We start from the raw sequence: 19,898 nt of genomic DNA, 5'->3' as shown, positions 1-19,898 counted from the left end.
TCCAATTCTTATACAAAGACCTAGTTTTGTTGTTAAATTTATTACTTTTGTAATAAATATGTTAAATAATTATAATATGAAAAATATAATTCAATTATGTGTTGTTTTTTTGTTGGTAGCAACTGCTTGTAAGAGTGAAAAAACAGATAAATCTGAAACAAAAAATGTAGAGGTTATCGCAGAAAGTTACAATTCTTTTGGTGATAAAATAAGTGATGATGCAGTAATGACTTCTGATGAGATGTTAGCTAAGTTCGAAAACATGAATGTTGGAGACACTATTGACGCAAAATTTGCATCAAAAATTAATGAAGTTTGTTCTAAAAAAGGGTGTTGGATGAAGTTACCTTTAGATTCAGAAACTGAAACTATGGTTCGTTTTAAAGATTACGGATTTTTCATACCTTTAGATTCAAAAGAGAAAGAAGTTATAGTAGCTGGTAAAGCATTTGTAAAAGAAACTTCTGTAGATGAATTAAGACATTATGCAGAGGATGCAGGTAAAACTGAAGAAGAAATTGCATTAATTACAGAGCCAAAAAATGAATTTGCTTTTGAAGCAAATGGTGTTTTAATGAAGAAATAATTACTATTGAAGAGAGAAGTTTTTATAACATCTGATGGTTCAACTAGTATTCACCTTCCAGATTGGGATGAACAATATCATTCCAAACATGGTGCAATACAAGAGGCAAAACACGTTTTTATAAAAACGGGTTTGTATAAATATTTAGAAAAATCAGAAAAGCAATTATCAATTTTAGAAATTGGTTTTGGTACTGGTTTAAATTCATTTATAACGTATTTAGAGACTAAGAAGAAAAATATATCTGTTTCATATGTTGGGGTAGAAGCCTATCCTGTATCTGAAAACGAAATAGAAAGTTTAAATTATGTGTCTGAATTAAATGCCTTAGCTTTTAAAAAAGATTTTAAACAAATGCATGAAGTTGCTTGGGAAGAAAAACATACAATTTCTTCCAACTTTCAACTTTTAAAGAGAAAGCAGTTTTTTGAGCATATTAATGACGTAGATGTATTTAACTTAATTTATTTTGATGCTTTTGGTGCTAAAAATCAACCAGAATTATGGACTGAAAGCATTTTTAAGAAAATGTATATTGCTTTAAAAAAAGGCGGAATTTTAACTACTTATTCTGCAAAGGGCAGTGTTAGAAGAGCTATGCAAGTTGTAGGTTTTACAGTAGAAAGATTAGAAGGGCCACCAGGAAAAAGAGAAATGCTTAGAGCAACTAAAAGCTAAATAAAACAATGGAGTTTAAAAGAAAATTTGGTAGAAAAAAAGAATCGAAACCTAAAAAAGGATTGTTTTTAGTATTATTATTAGCTGTCATTCTATTTTTATGGTTTAATGCAGAATCTCTTTTAAATTCATTATTCAATTAATATTTGGCAACTGAAAAAATTATTTTAGGTATTGATCCAGGAACAACAATTATGGGATTTGGTCTCATAAAAATTGTGGGTAAAAAAATGGAATTTATTCAAATGAACGAATTAATTCTAAAAAAGTACGATGATCATTATTTAAAGCTGAAATTAATATTTGAAAGAACTATAGAACTTATAGATACCTATCATCCAGACGAGATTGCAATTGAAGCGCCTTTTTTTGGTAAGAATGTGCAATCTATGTTAAAGTTAGGTAGAGCACAAGGTGTAGCAATGGCTGCTGGTTTATCTAGAGAAGTGCCAATAACAGAATATCTGCCCAAAAAAATTAAAATGGCAATTACAGGGAATGGTAATGCTAGTAAAGAGCAAGTGGCTTTAATGCTAAAATCTCTTTTAAACCTTAAAACATTGCCCAAAAATTTAGATGCAACAGATGGTTTAGCAGCAGCAGTTTGTCACTATTATAATTCAGGTAAAGTAGTTGGTGGTAAAAATTATTCTGGCTGGGCAAGCTTTGTAAAACAGAATGAAAAAAGGGTAAAAAAATGATTGGAATATACATACATATCCCATTTTGTAAACAAGCTTGTTATTACTGCAACTTTTATTTTTCTACATCCTTAAAAAAGAAAAAAGAACTTTTAGATTGTTTGGTTAAAGAAATTGAGTTGCGTAAATCTGAATTGAATAATGATGTTGTAGAAACCATTTATTTTGGAGGTGGAACTCCTAGTATTTTATCAACTGAAGAGATAAATAGGTTAATTGAAGCTGTTTACAGTAGTTTCGATGTTGTTGAGTATCCTGAAATTACGTTAGAAGCCAATCCTGATGACTTATCAGAAGAAAAAATAAAAGAATTAGCAGCATCAAAAATTAATAGATTAAGTATTGGTGTGCAGTCTTTTTTTGAGAGAGATTTAAAGCTAATGAATAGAGCACACAATGCAGAGGAATCTAAAAAATGTCTGCAAATTGCTACTCAATATTTTTCTAATATTTCTGTAGATTTAATTTACGGAATACCTGATTGTTCTAATGAGCAGTGGACAAGTAATATTTTAACAGCACTTAGTTTTGGTGTGCCTCATATATCTAGTTATGCACTAACTGTAGAGCCAAATACAGCTCTAGAACGTTTTATAGATAAAGGTGTCATTAAAAATGTAGACGATGATAAAGCAGAAGAACAATTTCTAATTCTTACAGACGAATTAAATGCAGCTGGTTTTATACATTATGAACTTTCTAACTTTGGTAAAGAGAATTTTTTTAGTAAGAATAATTCAGCATATTGGTTAGGTAAATCATATTTAGGTATTGGTCCAGCAGCTCATTCTTTTGATGGTATACAACGTAGTTGGAATGTTCAGAATAATACAAAATACATTAAAGATATTGTAGAAAATAAATTACCAATTCAAAGAGAAACACTCTCCGTTATAGATAGGTATAACGAATATGTTATGACTGGTTTGCGCACAATTTGGGGTGTTTCTTTTTCTAAAATTGAATCAGATTTTGGAGGTAATTATGCAAAATACCTTAAAATGCAAGTACAGAAATATATAGATCAAGAATTGCTGTGTATTGAAAATGATGTTTTAAAAACAACTAGAAAAGGTAAATTTTTATCAGATGGTTTGGCTTCAGATTTATTTATGCTAAACTTAAAATAATTATCAATTAAAAAATACAGAATTACAAGCAGTAATTATGAAAGCAATAATAGAATACAATTCAAGAAAAATAGAAATAGATGTTTCTAAACCTATAGATATTTCAATTGCAATAAATGCTACTAAGCAAAATGTAAATGCTTGGTATTTAAAAGAGCCAAAGATTTTTCCTGAAGAGTCTGAAGGCGAAAATATTTCTGTAGAAAATGGTGCAGTTGTTAATTTCAACTCTATACATTTTAACCCTCATTCTCATATAACACACACAGAATGTGTTGGTCATATCACAAAGAAAGTACATTCTGTAAATCAAAATCTAAAGCATTACTTTCATTTAGCAGAGTTAATTACAATTGCACCTATAGAGGTTGATGGTGATATGGTTATAGCAACAAAACAGCTAAAAATGGCCTTAAGAAATAAGAAAAGAGATGCTGTGATTATTAGAACATTACCAAATTTATCCGATAAAAAAAGCATGCAGTACTCAAATACAAACCCTACGTATTTATTAGAGGAAACCGCTGAATTTTTAAAACAGAAAAACATAAAGCATTTATTGGTAGACCTTCCTTCTGTAGATAAAGAAAAAGATGAAGGAAAGTTATTAGCACATAATGCCTTTTGGAATACTAATGGACCTTTAAGAATGGATGCTACAATTACAGAATTCATTTACGTACCAAATGATGTTACAGATGGTGAGTATTTATTAAACTTAATGGTTGCACCTTTTGAGAATGATGCTACACCAAGTAAACCTATTTTGTATAAAATTAATAAGTAAATGAAATCCAAATCGTCTAAAAGAAAATATTGGTTATATACGATTCTAATTGCTTTAATTTTAGCAATAAATAGTATAGTATATTCAGATATTTCTGTTGATGATTTAAAGGTAGAATATGCTAATCAATACTCTAAGTTTATAGAAGTTGATGGTATGCAAGTGCATTACAGAATTGAAGGAGAAGGTTTTCCAATTGTTTTAATTCATGGAACAGCATCTTCTTTGCATACTTGGGATGATTGGACTAAAGAATTAAAGAAAACCAACACTATAATTAGAATGGATTTGCCTGCTTTTGGTTTAACAGGTCCAAATGAAACTGCAGATTATTCCATAAACACATACACAACCTTTTTAGATCAATTTTTAAACGAAATAGCTATTGATAGTTTTCATTTGGCAGGTAATTCTTTAGGAGGTAATATTGCTTGGAATTATGCAGCAGAACATCCCATTAAAGTTAATAAATTAATTTTGGTAGCCTCTAGTGGCTTGCCAACAAATAAGCCACAGCCAGCTGTTTTTAAAATGGCAAAAATGCCAGTTTTAAGTAACTTATTTTTACACATAACTCCAAAGTTTTTTATCAATAAAAATATGCAAGAGGTTTATGCAGATTACAAAAAAATCACAGATAATTTAGTTAGTAGATACCATAAAATGGCTTTAAGAGAAGGAAACCGACAAGCCTTTATAGATAGAGCAAGAATGGATTTTAAACAAGGCTCAAAAGCAAATTTTGAGAAACTAAAAAATGTGCAAACACCAACATTATTAATTTGGGGTGCACAAGATAATTGGATTCCTTTATATAATGGAAAACGTATGGATAGTATAATGCAAAACTCTAAATTAGTAGTATTAGAAAATTCTGGTCATGTGCCTATGGAAGAAAATCCAAAAGAGAGTTTGGATGTTTTAAGATCTTTTTTAAGTAACTAGAAATAAAAGCTATTCTCTTAATTTATTAAATTCTTTGAAATTATATACCCATAAAATTTAAAACCACTTTTTACGCTTAAAATACCAAATAGAAATAATGGTTACTAAGACCATAATTCCAAGTAACATAAAATAACCATATTTAAATTTAAGCTCTGGAATGTGTTCGAAATTCATTCCGTAAATTCCTGCTAAAAAAGTAAGCGGAATAAATATTACAGATAATATTGTAAGCGTTTTCATTACTTCATTTAAACGATGGCCTTGTATGCTAAAAATCAAATTTATTTTGCTTTCGAGCTCTTGCAATTCAAAATCGATATTAGAGATCAAATTATTTGTTTGCTCTTTTAGTTCGCTAAAATATTTAATATCAAAATTGTTAATTTTTATTTTTTCTAGTTTAATAATTGTGTCTTTTAGACTTAAAGTAGCTTTTTTAAAATTAAATAATTCCTGTTTTCTTTTTTCAACTTTAGCTGTAAAATCTGGTGTTGGTTTTATATTTTCTGCTTCTAAAATAGAAGTACTTAGTTCTGCATTTTTTTGATAGGTTTCTTCGTAATTGTCAACAATAGATTCTAAAATTAAAAACAACAAATAATCTGCTTTTTTTCTACGAACAATGCCACTATTGCTCTCAATTCTTTCGCGAATCCAATTAAAATAGTCACCTTCTTTTTCTTGAATACTCCACAAAAAACCAGAAGATATAATAAAGAACATTTGTTCAGAATCTAATGCTCTGCTTTCCGTTTTTAAAACTCTTGTACTTATAAAAACCAAATCATTCAATAAAATTACTTTATTAGAATGTTCTTTATCCATAAATAACTTTATTAAAAAATCATCTAATTTATTATTAGTTATTACTTTTTTATAATCTTCTCTATATGTTATTCCATAGGTATTTAGCCATTCAGTAAATGGTGTTGTATTACTAAGAATAATATCAGAAATAGCTATGTAGCTTAATTTTTCATAGTTTTTTTTAGAATAGCTGATCAACGAAGTCTGCTTTAAAAATTCACTTTTCATGTGCAAAATAATTGTAAATTTGGTATTATAAAGATACATTATTAAAAATGAACATAGCGCAATTAAGAGATTCTTGCATTAGTAAGAAAGGAGTTACAGAACATTTTCCTTTCGATGATGTTACTTTGGTTTTTAAAGTAAAGCAAAAAATATTTGCTGTTGTAAACCTAAATGCTTGGGAAAAAGGAGAATTTGCTATCGGCTTAAAATGTGATCCAGAAAAAGCAATAAATTTAAGGTCTGAATATGATGGTATTTCAGCGGGATATCATATGAATAAAAAACATTGGAACTCTGTTATTATAAACAATGCTGATGTTTCTACTGAAATGGTTTATCAATTGATAAATCATTCTTATGATTTAGTTGTAAAAGGTCTTACTAAAAAAGCAAAAACTGAATTAGAAAGTTTGTAAGATGCTAAAAACAGAACTTCGAAAAATATTCAAACAAAAAAGGCAAGATTTATCTTTTTCTGACACTCAGAATTTGCAACAAAATATTTATCAGCAAATTTATGATTTAGATATATCAAGCGTTAAAATCATTCATGTTTTTTTAACATTAGAAAAATTTAAAGAGATTGATACAAAACCAATTATCGATTATTTTAGAAGTAAAAATATTCAAATCGTAGTGTCTAAAAGTAATTTTATAAACAACACTTTAACTCATTTTTATTTAGAAAACGACACTCAGATTGAATTGAATAAATATGGAATTCCAGAACCTAAAAATGCAGTTCAAGCAAAAGAGATAGATTTAGATATAGTTTTTGTTCCGCTTTTAATTTCAGATAAAAACAACTACAGAGTTGGTTATGGCAAGGGTTTTTATGATCGATTTTTATCTAATTGTAGAAAAGATTGCAAAAAAATAGGCCTTAATTTTTTTACACCTATAAGACATATAGCAGATAAAAATCAATTTGATATTTCGTTAGATCTAGTTCTTTATCCTAAATAATAAATTATGCTATTGGTTCAAAGCTTTGCTTTTAATGAGGTAATTAGGATTAGGGCACATTTCTCTCCAAAAATCAATTTCACTTTCTAATGCCACGCCTGGAAAATCATCTTTATAATCTAATAAAGAAAGCATTATTTGAAAATGTAAATGAGGTACCCAAGACCCATTTTCTTCATAGGTGCCAAGAATACCAATTTTATCCCCTTTTTTTAATGGATTGCCAACAGTACATTTATTTATACTTTCTTCAGAAAGATGGCCATATAAAGTATAAAATTCTAGATTATCAATTTTATGTTTTAAAATCATAAAACCTCCATAACCTTTATGAGATTTTTGATGAACAGCACACACTACTTCCCCTTCTAAAAAAGCATGAATTGCAGTACCTCCTGCCAACCAAAAATCTATCCCTAAATGTATATTTCTCTTCTCTGTAGAGTTCTCTGAATTGTAAATATCTGAAGTATATAATGATCGTTTTTCTAAATAACCACCAGTAATAATAGTATCCGCATTTTTTTCTTGAATTTCAGCTAATTTACCTTTAAAAGATACAGGGTTATTAAATTCAGCTTCAGTTCTTACAGTGGTATTTTCTTTACTTAAATCTATATGATATACCTTAGTTTTCCTAATAGTTGGAAACAAATCGTTAAGAGAGAATTGGTGTTTTTCTGCCCAGTTCTTAAATTCTTTATACTGTATTTTTCTATCCATATTCAAAAATAGAATATTCTATTTACATTTTAAGAAATCCTCTTTCTATTATTTGTAGTTTTGTGTAAAAGCAATAAAAATGATAATTCAGGGAAATATAGTAGACATACAAAATCGTACTATTTCTAAAGGAGAAGTTGAGGTTAGAGGTGAGAAAATTGTAGAAATCCGTGAATCTAATCATTCTATAGAAACTTTCATTTTACCAGGGTTTGTAGATGCACACATCCATATTGAAAGTTCTATGTTAGTGCCTTCTGAGTTTGCAAAAATTGCAGTAACCCATGGTACAGTTGCAACCGTTTCAGATCCTCACGAAATTGCGAATGTTTTAGGGTTGGCAGGTGTAGATTTTATGATAGAAAATGGGAAGAAAGTTCCATTGAAATTCAATTTTGGAGCGCCAAGTTGTGTGCCAGCAACTTCTTTTGAAAGTGCAGGAGCAATTATTAATGCTGGTGATATTAAAAGAATGATGGAAAGTCCAGATATTAAATATTTAGCAGAAATGATGAATTATCCTGGAGTTCTCTTTGATGATACAGAAGTTTTAGCAAAAATACAGCATGCAAAAAACAACAACAAACCTATTGATGGGCATGCGCCAGGTTTAAGAAGTAACGAGATTACCAAATATATTGCAGCAGGTATTTCTACAGATCACGAATGTTTCTCTTTTGATGAAGCCAAAGAGAAATTACAAAAAGGAATGAAAGTAATTATTAGAGAAGGTTCTGCTGCCAAAAATTTTGAAGCTTTAATTGAGCTTTTGCCAGATAATTTCGAAAACATGATGTTTTGTTCTGATGATAAACATCCAGATGATTTATTGTTGGGCCACATTAATCAATTGTGTGAAAGGGCAGTTGCAAAAGGAATAGATGTTTTTAAAGTGTTACAAGCAGCCTGTATCAATGCTGTAAAGCATTATGATTTGGATGTTGGTTTATTGCAAAAAGATGATTTTGCTGATTTTATTGTTATTGATAATCTAGAGAAATTCAATGTTTTAGAAACCTATATTAATGGTGAATTGGTTGCTAAGGATCGTAAATCATTTGTAAGAGATGTGAGTTTTGAAGTATTGAATAATTTTAATACTGATAAAAAGAAAATAGAAGATTTTAAATTTGAATCTTCATCAGCAAAAATTAAAGTAATTAAAGCTTTAGATGGGGAGTTAGTTACCAATAAAATAGAAGTAGATTCTTTAATTGAAAATGGAAATTTAGTTTCGAATATTGATACTGATATTTTAAAGATGACTGTTGTTAATCGTTATAAAAACGCTGAACCGTCAATAGGATTTATTAAAAATTTCGGACTAAAAGAAGGTGCAATTGCAAGCTCTGTTGGTCATGATTCTCATAATATCATCGCAATTGGAGTCTCTGACGAAATGATATGTAAAGCTGTAAATTTAATTATCGAAAATAGAGGTGGAGTTTGTGCTGTAACATCAACCCAACAAAAAATAGTATCTTTACCAGTCGCAGGGATTATGTCTGATAAACCAGCAAAAGAAATTGGAGTTGCTTATGTATCATTAGATAAAATGGCTAAAGAAATGGGTAGCCAATTAAAAGCACCTTACATGAGTTTGTCTTTTATGGCGTTACTAGTAATACCATCTTTAAAACTATCTGACAAAGGATTGTTTGATGGGGCAAATTTTGAATTTACATCTTTGGAGGTTGAGTAACCACTTTTGTTATTCCAACGAAAGTGAGAATCCATAATTTAATAGTAGATTTGAAAAACATACACCAATATTATGTAGATGTTTTAGCTAGTAAAATTAGAGGTATTCTTTATATAGGAATGACAAAACTGACATTATAAAAATAGAATTAGAAATTAAGCAAACGAGTTTAGCCCTTTTTGTAGCAGTTGTTTGAGCTCTTTTTATTCTTTTTCAGAATAAAAAAGCGAGTGCGAAAAGCAGGAAATAGCTTCAAATAAAATCCTAAATTTGCCATCAGCAACCAAAAAACAATAATGAATTTACAGCAAGATTTAGAAAAGAGAAGTGGGAATCAATGTGAATTATGTGCAGCAAAGCAGAATTTATCTATTTATGAGGTAAAACCAATTTCTACAGGTGGTTTTGACGGCAGTATTCTAGCTTGCGAAACTTGTATTAATCAAATTGAAAACCCAGAAGAGGTAAACGTAAATCATTGGCGTTGTTTAAATGATGCAATGTGGTCTGAGTTTACCCCAGTAAAAGTTGTTGTTTGGAGAATGTTACATCGTTTAAAAAATGAGGATTGGCCTACAGATTTATTAGGCATGATGTATATGGAAGATACTGAATTGGCTTATGCTAAAGAATCTGGAGATCACTTATCTGAAAGTGAAAAAATAATTCATAGAGATGTTAATGGTACAATATTACAAGCAGGAGATAATGTAGTACTGATTAAAGACTTAAAAGTTAAAGGTTCTAGTATGGTGGCAAAGCAAGGCACAGCAGTTCGTAGAATTTCTTTAGATCATGAAAATGCAAAATACATAGAAGGTAAAGTTGGTCCAACACAAATAGTGATTATAACAGATTACGTAAAAAAAATCGCTGATAAAGAATAGTATTTTTTAAATTATAATAAGAAGCCTTTAATCCTTATGATTAAAGGCTTTTTTGATTTTGAACTACAAGTATTATTAGATTTTTCAACTAAAAAATTAGTTTAAACTAAATATTTAGTTGTATTTGTTTTGTTGAACTAAAATATTAGTTGAAAATTATGGCAAAACAATTAACAAAAGCAGAAGAACAAATAATGCAAGTTTTATGGGATTTAGAAGAAACCTCTGTTAAAGAAGTTATCGAAAAGTTACCAGAACCAAAACCTGCATACAACACAGTTTCTACAATAATTAGAATTTTAGAAACAAAAGAATTTGTTGCACACAAAGAAGAAGGTAGAGGGTATGTTTATTATCCAATAATTGATAAAGATACCTATAGCAATGAAAGTTTACACAAGTTAATGAATTGGTATTTTCAAGGATCATTTAAAAGTATGGTTTCGTTTTTTGTAAAAGAAAATGAGATAAAGGTTTTACGAAAAAAAGGTTTCTTAAATAGAATTAACGAAAGAACAGTTGTAGGGACAGAAACTGTATCTTTTATGACTATTGATAAAGTCCCTGTTTTTCCTGGCTGTGAAGATGGAGATAAAGCCTGTTTTTCTAGAATGGTTCAGAAACATTTTGTTAAAAATTTCGATAGTAAAATACCAAAAACTTTAGGATTAAGCCCTGGTAAAAAGCGTGTTTTTATTGGTTTTAAAATAGATAAAGAAGGTGATGTAGTAGATGTAATTTCTAGAGCTCCACATCCTGAGATTGAGAAAGAAGTTATTCGAGTAATGGAAACTTTACCTAAAATACAGCCAGGTGAGAATAAAGGTAAAAAAGTTAGTGTTAAATATTCTATACCTTTTACTTTGTTTGTAGAATAAATTTAAAATAAAGTTCAGTAATTTTTAGTAAATTCACACTACATTTAGAGAGCTATATATGCGTGTTTTTATTTTTTTGATATTTCTGTTTTTTATTACTTCTTGCAATAAAATTGCGCTTACTTCAGATAGTAACATAAAAGGCTTAGATACTATAGTAGATTTTACTTCAGTAGATACTTATCCTTCATTTACAAATTGTGATTCAATCATACAGAAGATTAACAAACAAAATTGCTTTAGAACTTCAATATATACCAAAATAGGAGAGGAGCTAAAAAAACACACCTTTATTATTAAAGATTCTATAAATGAAACTGTTTTGGTAGATTTACTAATAGATAAAAACGGTGTTATAAACTATCAAAGTTTGCAAGCTTCAAATTTATTAAAAAAAGAGTTACCTAAATTTGATAGTCTAGTACAAGCTTCTGTAAATAAATTAAGCAAAGTTTATCCTGCCATAAAAAGAGGTATACCAGTTACTACAAGATATCAGTTGCCTATAAAAATTCAGTTAAAAAACTGAATTAGTTTAGCATTTTCCAAAGTTTGTCTTTTAGCTCTTGCAAGCCTTTTTGAGCTACAGAAGAAATAAATAAAGCATTTACACCTTTTGGTAAATCAGCTTTAATTTCTGCTTGTAGTTCATCATCTAACATATCCGATTTTGAAATTGCCAATAAACGATCTTTATCTAACAATTCTGGATTGTGTTTTTTAAGTTCATTCAACAAAATTTCATATTCTTTGTTGATGTCATCAGCATCTGCAGGAATTAAGAAAAGTAAGGCAGAATTACGCTCTATATGTCGTAAAAAACGATGACCTAAACCTTTTCCTTCAGCAGCACCCTCTATAATACCAGGAATATCTGCCATTACAAAAGTTTGATGATTTCTATGTTCTACAATTCCTAAATTGGGTTTTAGTGTTGTAAAAGCATAATCTGCAATTTTTGGTTTTGCAGAAGTTAACACAGATAATAAGGTAGATTTACCAGCATTAGGAAAACCTACTAAACCAACATCTGCCAATAATTTTAATTCAATTCTAAACCAACCTTCTGCACCATCCATGCCTGGTTGTGCATATCTTGGAGTTTGATTTGTAGATGATTTAAAGTTCCAGTTTCCTAAACCACCTTTACCACCTCTTAATAAAATTACTTCTTTTTTATCTTCGGTAATTTCAACAATTACTTCGTCTGTATCTGCATCTTTAATAATTGTTCCTAAAGGTACATCTACATAAATATCCTCACCATCAGAACCTGTACTTCTACTTTTACTTCCTGCTCCACCACCTTCTGCTCTAAAATGACGTTTAAACTTTAAATGAAATAAAGTCCACATGTTTTTGTCTCCTCGCAAAATGATGTGTCCTCCACGTCCTCCATCACCACCATCAGGACCACCTTTGGTAATATATTTTTCTCTGTGTAAATGCGCAGAACCTTGTCCACCTTTACCAGAAGAAGCATATATTTTAATATAATCTACAAAGTTTCCTTCAGTCATGTTTTTTTATTTCTTTAAATCTTGCAGTACAAGAATACTATTGGGTGTAATAAGAATTTAGTAATTAATAAGTTTAATTATAGCGTATCAAAAACTTCAGAAATTCTTTTTGTAATATCTTCTATAGAACCAACACCATTAATCCCATAATATTTGTTCTGTGCATCAAAGTAATCTTTTAGAATAGCCGTTTTTGTATTGTATTCCTTAAAACGATTTCTAATTTTACTTTCGTCTGTATCATCTGTTCTACCACTAGTCTTACCTCTTTCTAACAATCGAGTAACTAAAACATCTTCTGGTACTTCTAAAGCAATCATGCCATTAATCTGTTCGCCTTTATCACTTAAGAAAGCGTCTAAAGCTTCTGCTTGAGATTGTGTTCTAGGAAAACCATCAAAGATAAAACCATTGGCATTTGTATTTTTCTCTACTTCTACTTTTAGCATATTTATAGTTACTTCATCAGGTACTAAATCACCTTCATCCATATATTTTTTTGCTAATAAGCCTAACTCAGTAGAATTTTTAATATTAAATCTAAAAACATCTCCAGTAGAAATATGTACAAATTGGTACATTTCTTTTAAAAAGTTTGCTTGTGTTCCTTTTCCTGCTCCTGGAGGGCCAAATAATACGATGTTTTTCATTTTTGGTGTTGTTGATAATTGATATATTTCTGGATAATTTCTTCCTAAACCATTGTAATCTAAGCCATATCCAACAATAAACTTGTCTTCTATACTTTTACCAATATAATCTATAGGTAATTCTTTCCTAAAAACATCTGGTTTAAAAAATAATGATACAACTTTAAGTTGCTTTACGTTTTGATTTCTAAATATATTATAAATTTCTTGAAGTGTGTTTCCAGTATCTATAATATCTTCTAATATAATGACAGTTCTATTGGTTAAATCTTCATTTATACCTACTAATTCTTTAACATTATTAGTAGATGATGTGCCTTCATAAGATGCCAATTTAACAAAAGACACTTCGCAATCTCCATTAAATTCTCTTATGAAATCTGCAGCAAAAAGAAAACACCCATTTAAAATTCCAACAAAAACAGGAACTTCATTTTTTGGTAAATCGTGTTTTACTTGCTGTGCTAAATGTTTTACAATTGCATGTATTTCTGCCTTACTTATAAAAGGCTTAAAATATAAATCATGAAGTTTTAAAATACTCATTAATTTGCAAATATAAGTGCTGTAAATGGAATGAAAAAACCGTTTTGAGTTTAGTTCAAAACGGTTTTCATATATTTAAAAATAAAATTATTTTTTCTTTTCTTCTTTTTTTGATGCGTCAAACATAATTGGTGTTGCTACAAATAATGATGAGTATGTACCTACAACTACACCCACAATTAATGCAAACATAAATCCTTTAATAGAATCTCCACCAAATAAGAAGATCGCTAACATTACTAATAAAGTAGTTAAAGAGGTATTTATAGTTCTACCTAATGTAGAGCTTAATGCCGAGTCTACAACTTTACTATATTTCCAATTTGGATAAGAGCCAGCAAATTCTCTAATTCTATCGAATATTACTACAGTATCATTTAGGGAGTAACCCACTACTGTAAGTATGGCTGCAATAAATGATTGGCCAATTTCCATATCAAAAGGCATAAAGTTATAGGTAATAGAGAATACACCCAATACAATTAATACATCATGGAATACTGCAATTACAGCACCCAGTGAGAACGATACTTTTCTAAAACGTAATAAGATGTATAAGAAAACTACAATTAATGATCCAAATACAGCATACAAAGCTGATGTTTTAATATCATCTGCAATTGTAGGTTCTACTTTCATAAAACTCATAACACCTGCACCTTGCTTCTCAAAACCTGGCTTAAAGTTATCGTAAAAAGTATCACCTAAATAAGGCTGTAAACCAGTGAATAAAGTATTTTGTACTTCTTCATCAACTTCTGTTCCTTCTTCTTCGATTTTGTAAACAGTAGTAATTTTTAACTGATTTGCTTGTCCATAAGTTTTTACTTCAGGAGCAGAACCAAATGCATCTTTTAAAGTACCTGCTACTTCTGTAGCGTTCATGTCTTGGTCAAAACGAACTACATAAGATCTACCTCCTTTAAAATCTACACCTTGCTTTAATCCTATCGAAAAGATAGAAGCAATCCCTGCTAAAATAATAGCTCCAGATATGATGTATGCAATCTTACGTTTCTTTAAGAATTCTACATTAATGTTTTGGAACCATCCTTTAGAGAGTGATGTATTGAAAGTAAGATTAGATCCTTTATTTACAGAACTATCAATTAACAAACGTGTAATAAACACAGCTGTAAATAATGATGTTGCAATACCAATCATTAATGTTAATGCAAAACCTTTAATTGGTCCTGTACCAAAAACATAAAGAATAATACCTGTTAATAAAGTTGTAATATTTGCATCTATAATTGCAGATAAAGCTCCTTTAATAGAGAAACCTTCTTCTACAGATTGCTTTAAACCTTTCTTTTTGAAAAGACCTTCTTTAATTCTTTCGAAAATAATAACGTTGGCATCTACAGACATACCAATAGTTAAAATAATACCAGCAATACCAGGTAAAGTTAAAACAGCATTAAATGATGCTAAAACACCAAAAATGAATAAAATGTTTACAATTAAAGCAACATTTGCATAAGCACCCGCTTTACCATAGTATAGAATCATCCATAGTAATACCAAGATAATTGCTAACCCAAAAGAAAGGAAACTTGCATCAATTGCTTCTTGACCTAATGATGGCCCAACAACCTCTATTTGAATAATTCTTGCAGTTGCAGGTAATTTACCAGCTTTTAATACGGTTGCAATATCTTCTGCTTCAGCAACTGTCATACTACCACCAGAAATAGAAGTTCTACCACCGGTAATGGCTTGATTTACAGAAGGTGCAGTATATACATAGTCATCTAAAACAACAGCAACAAAATTACCAACATTATCTGCTGTCATTTTAGCCCATTGCTTTGTTCCAGAGCTATTCATAGTCATGCTTACTTCTGGTTTATTTAATTGATCAAATACCTGACCAGCGTCTAAAATAACATCACCTTCTATAGTTGGTTTATCATTTCTATTTCCTTTAACGGCATAAAGACCAATAATTTCTGACCCATCATTTCCTTTAACAGATTTGTAATCCCATAAAAACTTCACATATTTAAGTTCAGGAGACAATAATGCTCTAACCTCTTTTTTAGCTAATAAATTATTTACAGTTGCAGTATCTAATACTCTTGCATTTGCAACCAAAGAGCTTAATTGTTGCTGAGATTGTGCTACATTAGGGAATAAATACGTAAATAAATTCTTTTTAACCTTAGTAGAGTCTGCTTCTTCACCTAATAACTCATCGATATCATCTTTTTTAGTCTCTTCTTGTGTATCAGGTGTGGTATTATCCTCTAGCATTTCAGAAACTTTTGCATTTGCTGCAAACAAAAAGTTCTGAACTTCTGCGTTAGTGTATACTTCCCAAAACTGTAACTCAGCCTTGCTTGTAATTAATTTTGTTACACGTTCAATATCTTTCGCTCCTGGTAATTCTATTTGAATTCTACCAGAATTTCCAATTCTTTGGATATTAGGTTGCGTTACTCCAAATTTATCAATCCTACTTCTTAATACCTCAAAAGCAGTACCTATAGAGCTATTAATCTCTTCTTGTAATGTTTCTCTAACAGTTATATTTGCTTCGTTAAAAGCAATTTTATCACTTAACGCTTTTGTACCAAATATAGAAGGATCACTTAATTTTGTATCACCAGCTACTTTCTCGAATTCTTCAAAAAATAAATCTAAGTAATTTAAATTACTGTTTTTTTGTCTTTCATCAGCATTTTCTAGGGCTGTATTAAACGCAACATTTTCAGATTCGTTTGATAAACTTTTTAGAACTTCTTTTACAGAAACTTGTAGAATTGCATTAATACCACCTTTTAAATCAAGACCAAGATTCATTTCTTTGTCTTTTACATCGTTATACGTATATTTTCCAATACCTAAATCGATGATTTCTTTATTGGCAACGCTATCTAAATAGTTTCTTTCGAATTTAGCCTTTGCTCTTGCATCACTTTCTACATTTTTTTCGTTTGAATATGCAACTGCATCTTCTTCTACTTTGTTGGCTAAGAAGGTAAATGAAAGTTGATATAAACTTACTAATCCGAAAAGGATGGCGAATAATTTGATTAATCCTTTGTTTTGCATTTTGTATGGTTTTAGTCAAAAATTTTAAAAACGAGCAAATATAGATAACTTCTCGAACTTTTTTGACATTTAATTTTGTTTAATAATTTGTTTTCAGAACTTTGAGTACATTTTAATTCTGATTTTTTTTCTTTTACCGAGAAAACAGTTTTCTTTTTAAGAAAAATAGGGATGTGGTCCAGCTCTAACTTCTGGAATATTATGCGAAGTACTATTTTTTACAATTTGATTTGCATTGCAAAATTTAGATTTTAATTTATAAGTTTTTTTGCTTCCTAGTAATGTTAATTTAGATGATGAACCATAGTTTTGCATGGTTGTAAATCTATCTGAATCATATTTAATTTCTAGAATAGAATTACCATTACAATTAGAAGAGTAACTGCTTGTATCTATTTCATAAACATCAATATTAAATGTTGCTGTTTTTTCTGATAGATAATTGTTCTCTTCTAAAGGAAATTTAGAAATATTGTTTGATACATCTCCTTTTATAGAAAGCGCATCTTTTATATTAGAAACGTGTTCTGCACTATAATATGCAATTTTTAGGTTGCCATTTTTTGATTTCTGAATTTGAATATTTGAAGCACCAACCTTTGCTAATCGTTTTTTTAGATCGATAATTGTTTTCTCCTTTTCTAACTCATTTATTGTAGAATTGGTAAACTCTAAAACAATTTCTTGATTAGGTGCAGGTTTTTTTTCTTGGATAGTTCCAAGAAAAATGAATAAAACTAAAAGTGTACTCAAGTACCATTTTGTGTTCATACCTCAAATATAAAAAAATAGATTGCTTTTAACTGATTTAAAAGCAATCTATTTAATATGAAATTAGTGATTTACTATAGTTCTAGTAAACCATTTGTTTTAGAAACGCCCTCTGCAGATTCTTTTAAATGATCTTTTTCTGCATCACTTAAATTAATTTCTACAATACTTTCTATACCGTTTTTACCCAATACTACAGGTACACCAATACATAAGTCATTTAAACCATATTCTCCTTCTAATAAAGTAGAACATGGGTATATTTTCTTTTGGTCGCAAGCAATTGCTTGTACTAAACCAGAAACTGCAGCTCCTGGAGCATACCATGCAGAAGTGCCTAATAAACCTGTTAAAGTTGCACCACCAACTTTAGTATCTTGCTTCACTTGCTCTAATCTATCGTCTGATATAAATTCTGAAACTGGCAAAGAATTACGAGTAGCTAAACGTGTTAAAGGTACCATTCCTTTGTCTGAATGACCACCAATTACCATTCCATCAACATCAGAAATAGGTGCTTTTAATGCTTCTGCTAATCTATATTTAAAACGAGCTGAATCTAATGCTCCACCCATACCAATAATTCTATTTTTTGGTAAACTTGTAGTTTTATGAACTAAATAAGTCATAGTATCCATTGGATTAGAAACTACAATGATTATAGTTTCTGGAGAGTGTTCGATTAAGCTAGCAGAAACTGTTTTTACAATACCTGCGTTAATGCCAATTAATTCTTCGCGAGTCATACCTGGTTTTCTAGGAATACCAGAGGTTATTACGCAAATGTTTGACCCTGCAGTTTTTGAGTAATCATTTGTACTTCCAGTAATTTTTGTATCAAAACCGTTTAGAGATGCTGTTTGCATTAAGTCCATTGCTTTACCTTCTGCATAACCTTCTTTAATGTCTAACAAAACAACTTCAGATGCAAAATCTTTAATTGCTATATATTCTGCACAACTTGCACCAACTGCTCCTGCACCAACTACTGTAATTTTCATTTTTATTTATTTTAATTATATTAATATATGCCTATGCAAAAATACAACATAAAAAATATTTGAATGTGATATATATCATAAAAAAAAGACAACTCAACGAGTTGTCTTTTTTTGTTGTATTTTGTAACAAACTACCTTATGCTAAATGCTATACCTAAATTGGCGGTATTATATTCCTGTAGAGCATAACTTCCATAGATTTTGAAAAAACCTAAGCTTAATCGAGCACCAATAGTTGCTGCCATTCCATTAGAATTGAAATCTAAGTTAGAAGGGATTGCTAATGTTTTAGTAACTGTATCAATTGGTGCAGGAAAACCAGTTTCAAAAACACCTGTATATTGCCCAGACATATTAAATGAAGATGAGCCAGAATTAAAGCCTAAACCACCATACACATTAATAAAAGGGAAGTTTAAAGATGCAATTGCTTGTACAGTAAATGCATTTAAATCAAATTCAGCCAAAGCATTTTGTGTTCTTATAGATCCTGAAGTTATATCTGCTATTCCATAGCTAACTGTCATAGTTGTGTATGCTGCCAAAAGTGAAACGTGCAGAGGAGTTTTATTTAAAGGACCAAACCAATCTGTAATCTCTTTTTTAAGACCAACACCAAACATATTTAAAGAACTTTCATCTTGATCGTCTCCAAAATTGATATCTGGTACAAATCTAACTATTGCTTCAAGTTTCCAAGGAAGTCCTAAACCAATTTGCACAGCTGGAGCAGGTACTAAGTTTGCGGGTAAATTAACACCTCCAGGAGCTGTGAAATCTGCTGTAACATTTTGTCCTTGCACAGTTGTGTTTACTTGGAAATTAGCTCCACCATCTGAACCAGAAAAAGAAGGTGTTGTAGATGAACTTGAAGTTAAACTGCTTGAAAGCTCTAAAGCAGCAATATTAATAAGATCTTTTTCTGATGGAATTTGTGATCCACTAGCTCCGATTGAAATATCGAAACCAAATTTCTTATGCACTTTAGCTGTGTGATACCAGCCACCATTCATTGCATTAATAAATCCATCCATTCCAGGTGCAAAATAGGCTTGCATCAGCTTTTGAGAATCATTTACATCAGCAAGTAAAATATTTTCGAAACCACTCTGTGCTTTTGTTTGAAATGAGAATGTTAACACCACAACAAAAATTAAAATACATTTTTTCATTTTTATTTAATTTTATTATCAATGATTTTTCGTCCTTAAAATTACAAATTTTGATGGTGTTATCTTTCGTTTTTTTTTTGAAAAATTAAAAAATTACACAGTATTTTTTTATATTATTTTTTACTATTTTGATATGAAAAAAAATGTAATCAAAACAAAT

Annotated in this window: 20 protein-coding genes and 1 pseudogene; 13 read left to right on the top strand and 8 right to left on the bottom strand. The window is 29.8% G+C overall.

Annotated elements, in window-relative coordinates; genetic code table 11:
- Positions 1-76 precede the first annotated feature (76 nt).
- The 6 genes from Q0L44_RS10690 to Q0L44_RS10665 all read left to right on the top strand — a co-directional run bounded on the left by Q0L44_RS10690 (position 77) and on the right by Q0L44_RS10665 (position 4,827).
- Entirely contained in the window at positions 77-586 is a 510-nt protein-coding gene (locus Q0L44_RS10690; protein WP_296638327.1) for a DUF4920 domain-containing protein, read from the top strand.
- 6 nt (positions 587-592) lie between these two features.
- Positions 593-1,264 carry a tRNA (5-methylaminomethyl-2-thiouridine)(34)-methyltransferase MnmD gene (mnmD, locus tag Q0L44_RS10685; RefSeq protein ID WP_296638324.1) on the top strand — a complete coding sequence of 224 codons (672 nt, stop codon included), beginning with the start codon at positions 593-595 and terminating at the stop codon, positions 1,262-1,264.
- 146 nt (positions 1,265-1,410) lie between these two features.
- Positions 1,411-1,965 (top strand): crossover junction endodeoxyribonuclease RuvC, encoded by a 555-nt coding sequence (gene ruvC / locus Q0L44_RS10680; protein ID WP_053973234.1) that lies wholly within the window; start codon positions 1,411-1,413, stop codon positions 1,963-1,965.
- The gene (gene hemW, locus Q0L44_RS10675; RefSeq protein WP_296638319.1) at positions 1,962-3,095 is read left to right on the top strand and encodes a radical SAM family heme chaperone HemW; all 1,134 of its coding nucleotides are present in this window, start codon (positions 1,962-1,964) and stop codon (positions 3,093-3,095) included. The genes ruvC and hemW overlap by 4 nt, the downstream gene beginning before the upstream one ends.
- 37 nt (positions 3,096-3,132) lie before the next feature.
- Positions 3,133-3,882, top strand: a complete 750-nt coding sequence (locus Q0L44_RS10670) for a cyclase family protein (protein ID WP_296638316.1) — start codon at positions 3,133-3,135, stop codon at positions 3,880-3,882.
- The gene (locus tag Q0L44_RS10665; protein ID WP_296638313.1) at positions 3,883-4,827 is read left to right on the top strand and encodes an alpha/beta hydrolase; all 945 of its coding nucleotides are present in this window, start codon (positions 3,883-3,885) and stop codon (positions 4,825-4,827) included. It begins immediately after the preceding gene.
- Between the two features lie 57 nt (positions 4,828-4,884).
- Here the strand turns inward: Q0L44_RS10665 and Q0L44_RS10660 are convergent, their stop codons facing one another.
- Positions 4,885-5,865, bottom strand: coding sequence for a CorA family divalent cation transporter (locus tag Q0L44_RS10660; RefSeq protein WP_296638311.1), 981 nt, complete (start codon positions 5,863-5,865; stop codon positions 4,885-4,887).
- A gap of 47 nt (positions 5,866-5,912) precedes the next feature.
- Here Q0L44_RS10660 and Q0L44_RS10655 point away from each other — a divergent pair, with 47 nt between their 5' ends.
- Both Q0L44_RS10655 and Q0L44_RS10650 read left to right on the top strand, forming a co-directional pair.
- Positions 5,913-6,281, top strand: coding sequence for an MmcQ/YjbR family DNA-binding protein (locus tag Q0L44_RS10655; RefSeq protein ID WP_296638308.1), 369 nt, complete (start codon positions 5,913-5,915; stop codon positions 6,279-6,281).
- A 1-nt stretch (position 6,282) separates the two neighbouring features.
- Complete coding sequence (locus Q0L44_RS10650; RefSeq protein ID WP_296638306.1) at positions 6,283-6,831, top strand: 5-formyltetrahydrofolate cyclo-ligase; 549 nt, start codon at positions 6,283-6,285, stop codon at positions 6,829-6,831.
- A gap of 9 nt (positions 6,832-6,840) precedes the next feature.
- Here Q0L44_RS10650 and Q0L44_RS10645 read toward each other — a convergent pair whose 3' ends face one another.
- Positions 6,841-7,554, bottom strand: coding sequence for a peptidoglycan DD-metalloendopeptidase family protein (locus Q0L44_RS10645; RefSeq protein WP_296638303.1), 714 nt, complete (start codon positions 7,552-7,554; stop codon positions 6,841-6,843).
- A 79-nt stretch (positions 7,555-7,633) separates the two neighbouring features.
- On the opposite strand from Q0L44_RS10645, the gene ade reads away from it, so the two are divergent.
- The 5 genes and pseudogenes from ade to Q0L44_RS10620 all read left to right on the top strand — a co-directional run bounded on the left by ade (position 7,634) and on the right by Q0L44_RS10620 (position 11,550).
- On the top strand, positions 7,634-9,256 hold the full coding sequence (gene ade / locus Q0L44_RS10640) for an adenine deaminase (protein WP_296638301.1): 1,623 nt from the start codon (positions 7,634-7,636) through the stop codon (positions 9,254-9,256).
- 296 nt (positions 9,257-9,552) lie between these two features.
- Positions 9,553-10,143, top strand: coding sequence for an alkylphosphonate utilization protein (locus tag Q0L44_RS10635; RefSeq protein ID WP_296638299.1), 591 nt, complete (start codon positions 9,553-9,555; stop codon positions 10,141-10,143).
- 158 nt (positions 10,144-10,301) lie between these two features.
- A pseudogene (locus tag Q0L44_RS10630) lies at positions 10,302-10,613 on the top strand (BlaI/MecI/CopY family transcriptional regulator); the annotation flags it as partial.
- A gap of 75 nt (positions 10,614-10,688) precedes the next feature.
- Entirely contained in the window at positions 10,689-11,021 is a 333-nt protein-coding gene (locus Q0L44_RS10625; protein ID WP_366085438.1) for an energy transducer TonB, read from the top strand.
- A gap of 58 nt (positions 11,022-11,079) precedes the next feature.
- Complete coding sequence (locus tag Q0L44_RS10620) at positions 11,080-11,550, top strand: hypothetical protein (RefSeq protein WP_296638298.1); 471 nt, start codon at positions 11,080-11,082, stop codon at positions 11,548-11,550.
- Position 11,551: 1 nt separating this feature from the next.
- Here the strand turns inward: Q0L44_RS10620 and obgE are convergent, their stop codons facing one another.
- The 6 genes from obgE to Q0L44_RS10590 all read right to left on the bottom strand — a co-directional run bounded on the left by obgE (position 11,552) and on the right by Q0L44_RS10590 (position 19,738).
- Positions 11,552-12,541: a GTPase ObgE gene (gene obgE, locus Q0L44_RS10615; protein WP_296638296.1), complete on the bottom strand. Its 990-nt coding sequence runs from the start codon at positions 12,539-12,541 to the stop codon at positions 11,552-11,554.
- Between the two features lie 77 nt (positions 12,542-12,618).
- Entirely contained in the window at positions 12,619-13,737 is a 1,119-nt protein-coding gene (locus tag Q0L44_RS10610; RefSeq protein ID WP_296638293.1) for an adenylate kinase, read from the bottom strand.
- An 87-nt stretch (positions 13,738-13,824) separates the two neighbouring features.
- Positions 13,825-16,794, bottom strand: a complete 2,970-nt coding sequence (gene secDF, locus Q0L44_RS10605; protein ID WP_296638292.1) for a protein translocase subunit SecDF — start codon at positions 16,792-16,794, stop codon at positions 13,825-13,827.
- A 156-nt stretch (positions 16,795-16,950) separates the two neighbouring features.
- Positions 16,951-17,547, bottom strand: a complete 597-nt coding sequence (locus Q0L44_RS10600; RefSeq protein ID WP_296638290.1) for a hypothetical protein — start codon at positions 17,545-17,547, stop codon at positions 16,951-16,953.
- Between the two features lie 92 nt (positions 17,548-17,639).
- Positions 17,640-18,566: a malate dehydrogenase gene (gene mdh, locus Q0L44_RS10595; RefSeq protein WP_296638289.1), complete on the bottom strand. Its 927-nt coding sequence runs from the start codon at positions 18,564-18,566 to the stop codon at positions 17,640-17,642.
- A gap of 131 nt (positions 18,567-18,697) precedes the next feature.
- Positions 18,698-19,738: a DUF6588 family protein gene (locus tag Q0L44_RS10590; RefSeq protein WP_296638287.1), complete on the bottom strand. Its 1,041-nt coding sequence runs from the start codon at positions 19,736-19,738 to the stop codon at positions 18,698-18,700.
- Between the last annotated feature and the right edge of the window lie 160 nt (positions 19,739-19,898).

Origin of the sequence: Polaribacter sp. (assembly GCF_024639685.1) — a bacterium.
Taxonomy (GTDB): Bacteria; Bacteroidota; Bacteroidia; order Flavobacteriales; family Flavobacteriaceae; genus Polaribacter.
The sequence above is the reverse complement of the archived record's forward strand: the minus strand, read 5'-3'. Positions and strand labels throughout refer to the sequence as shown.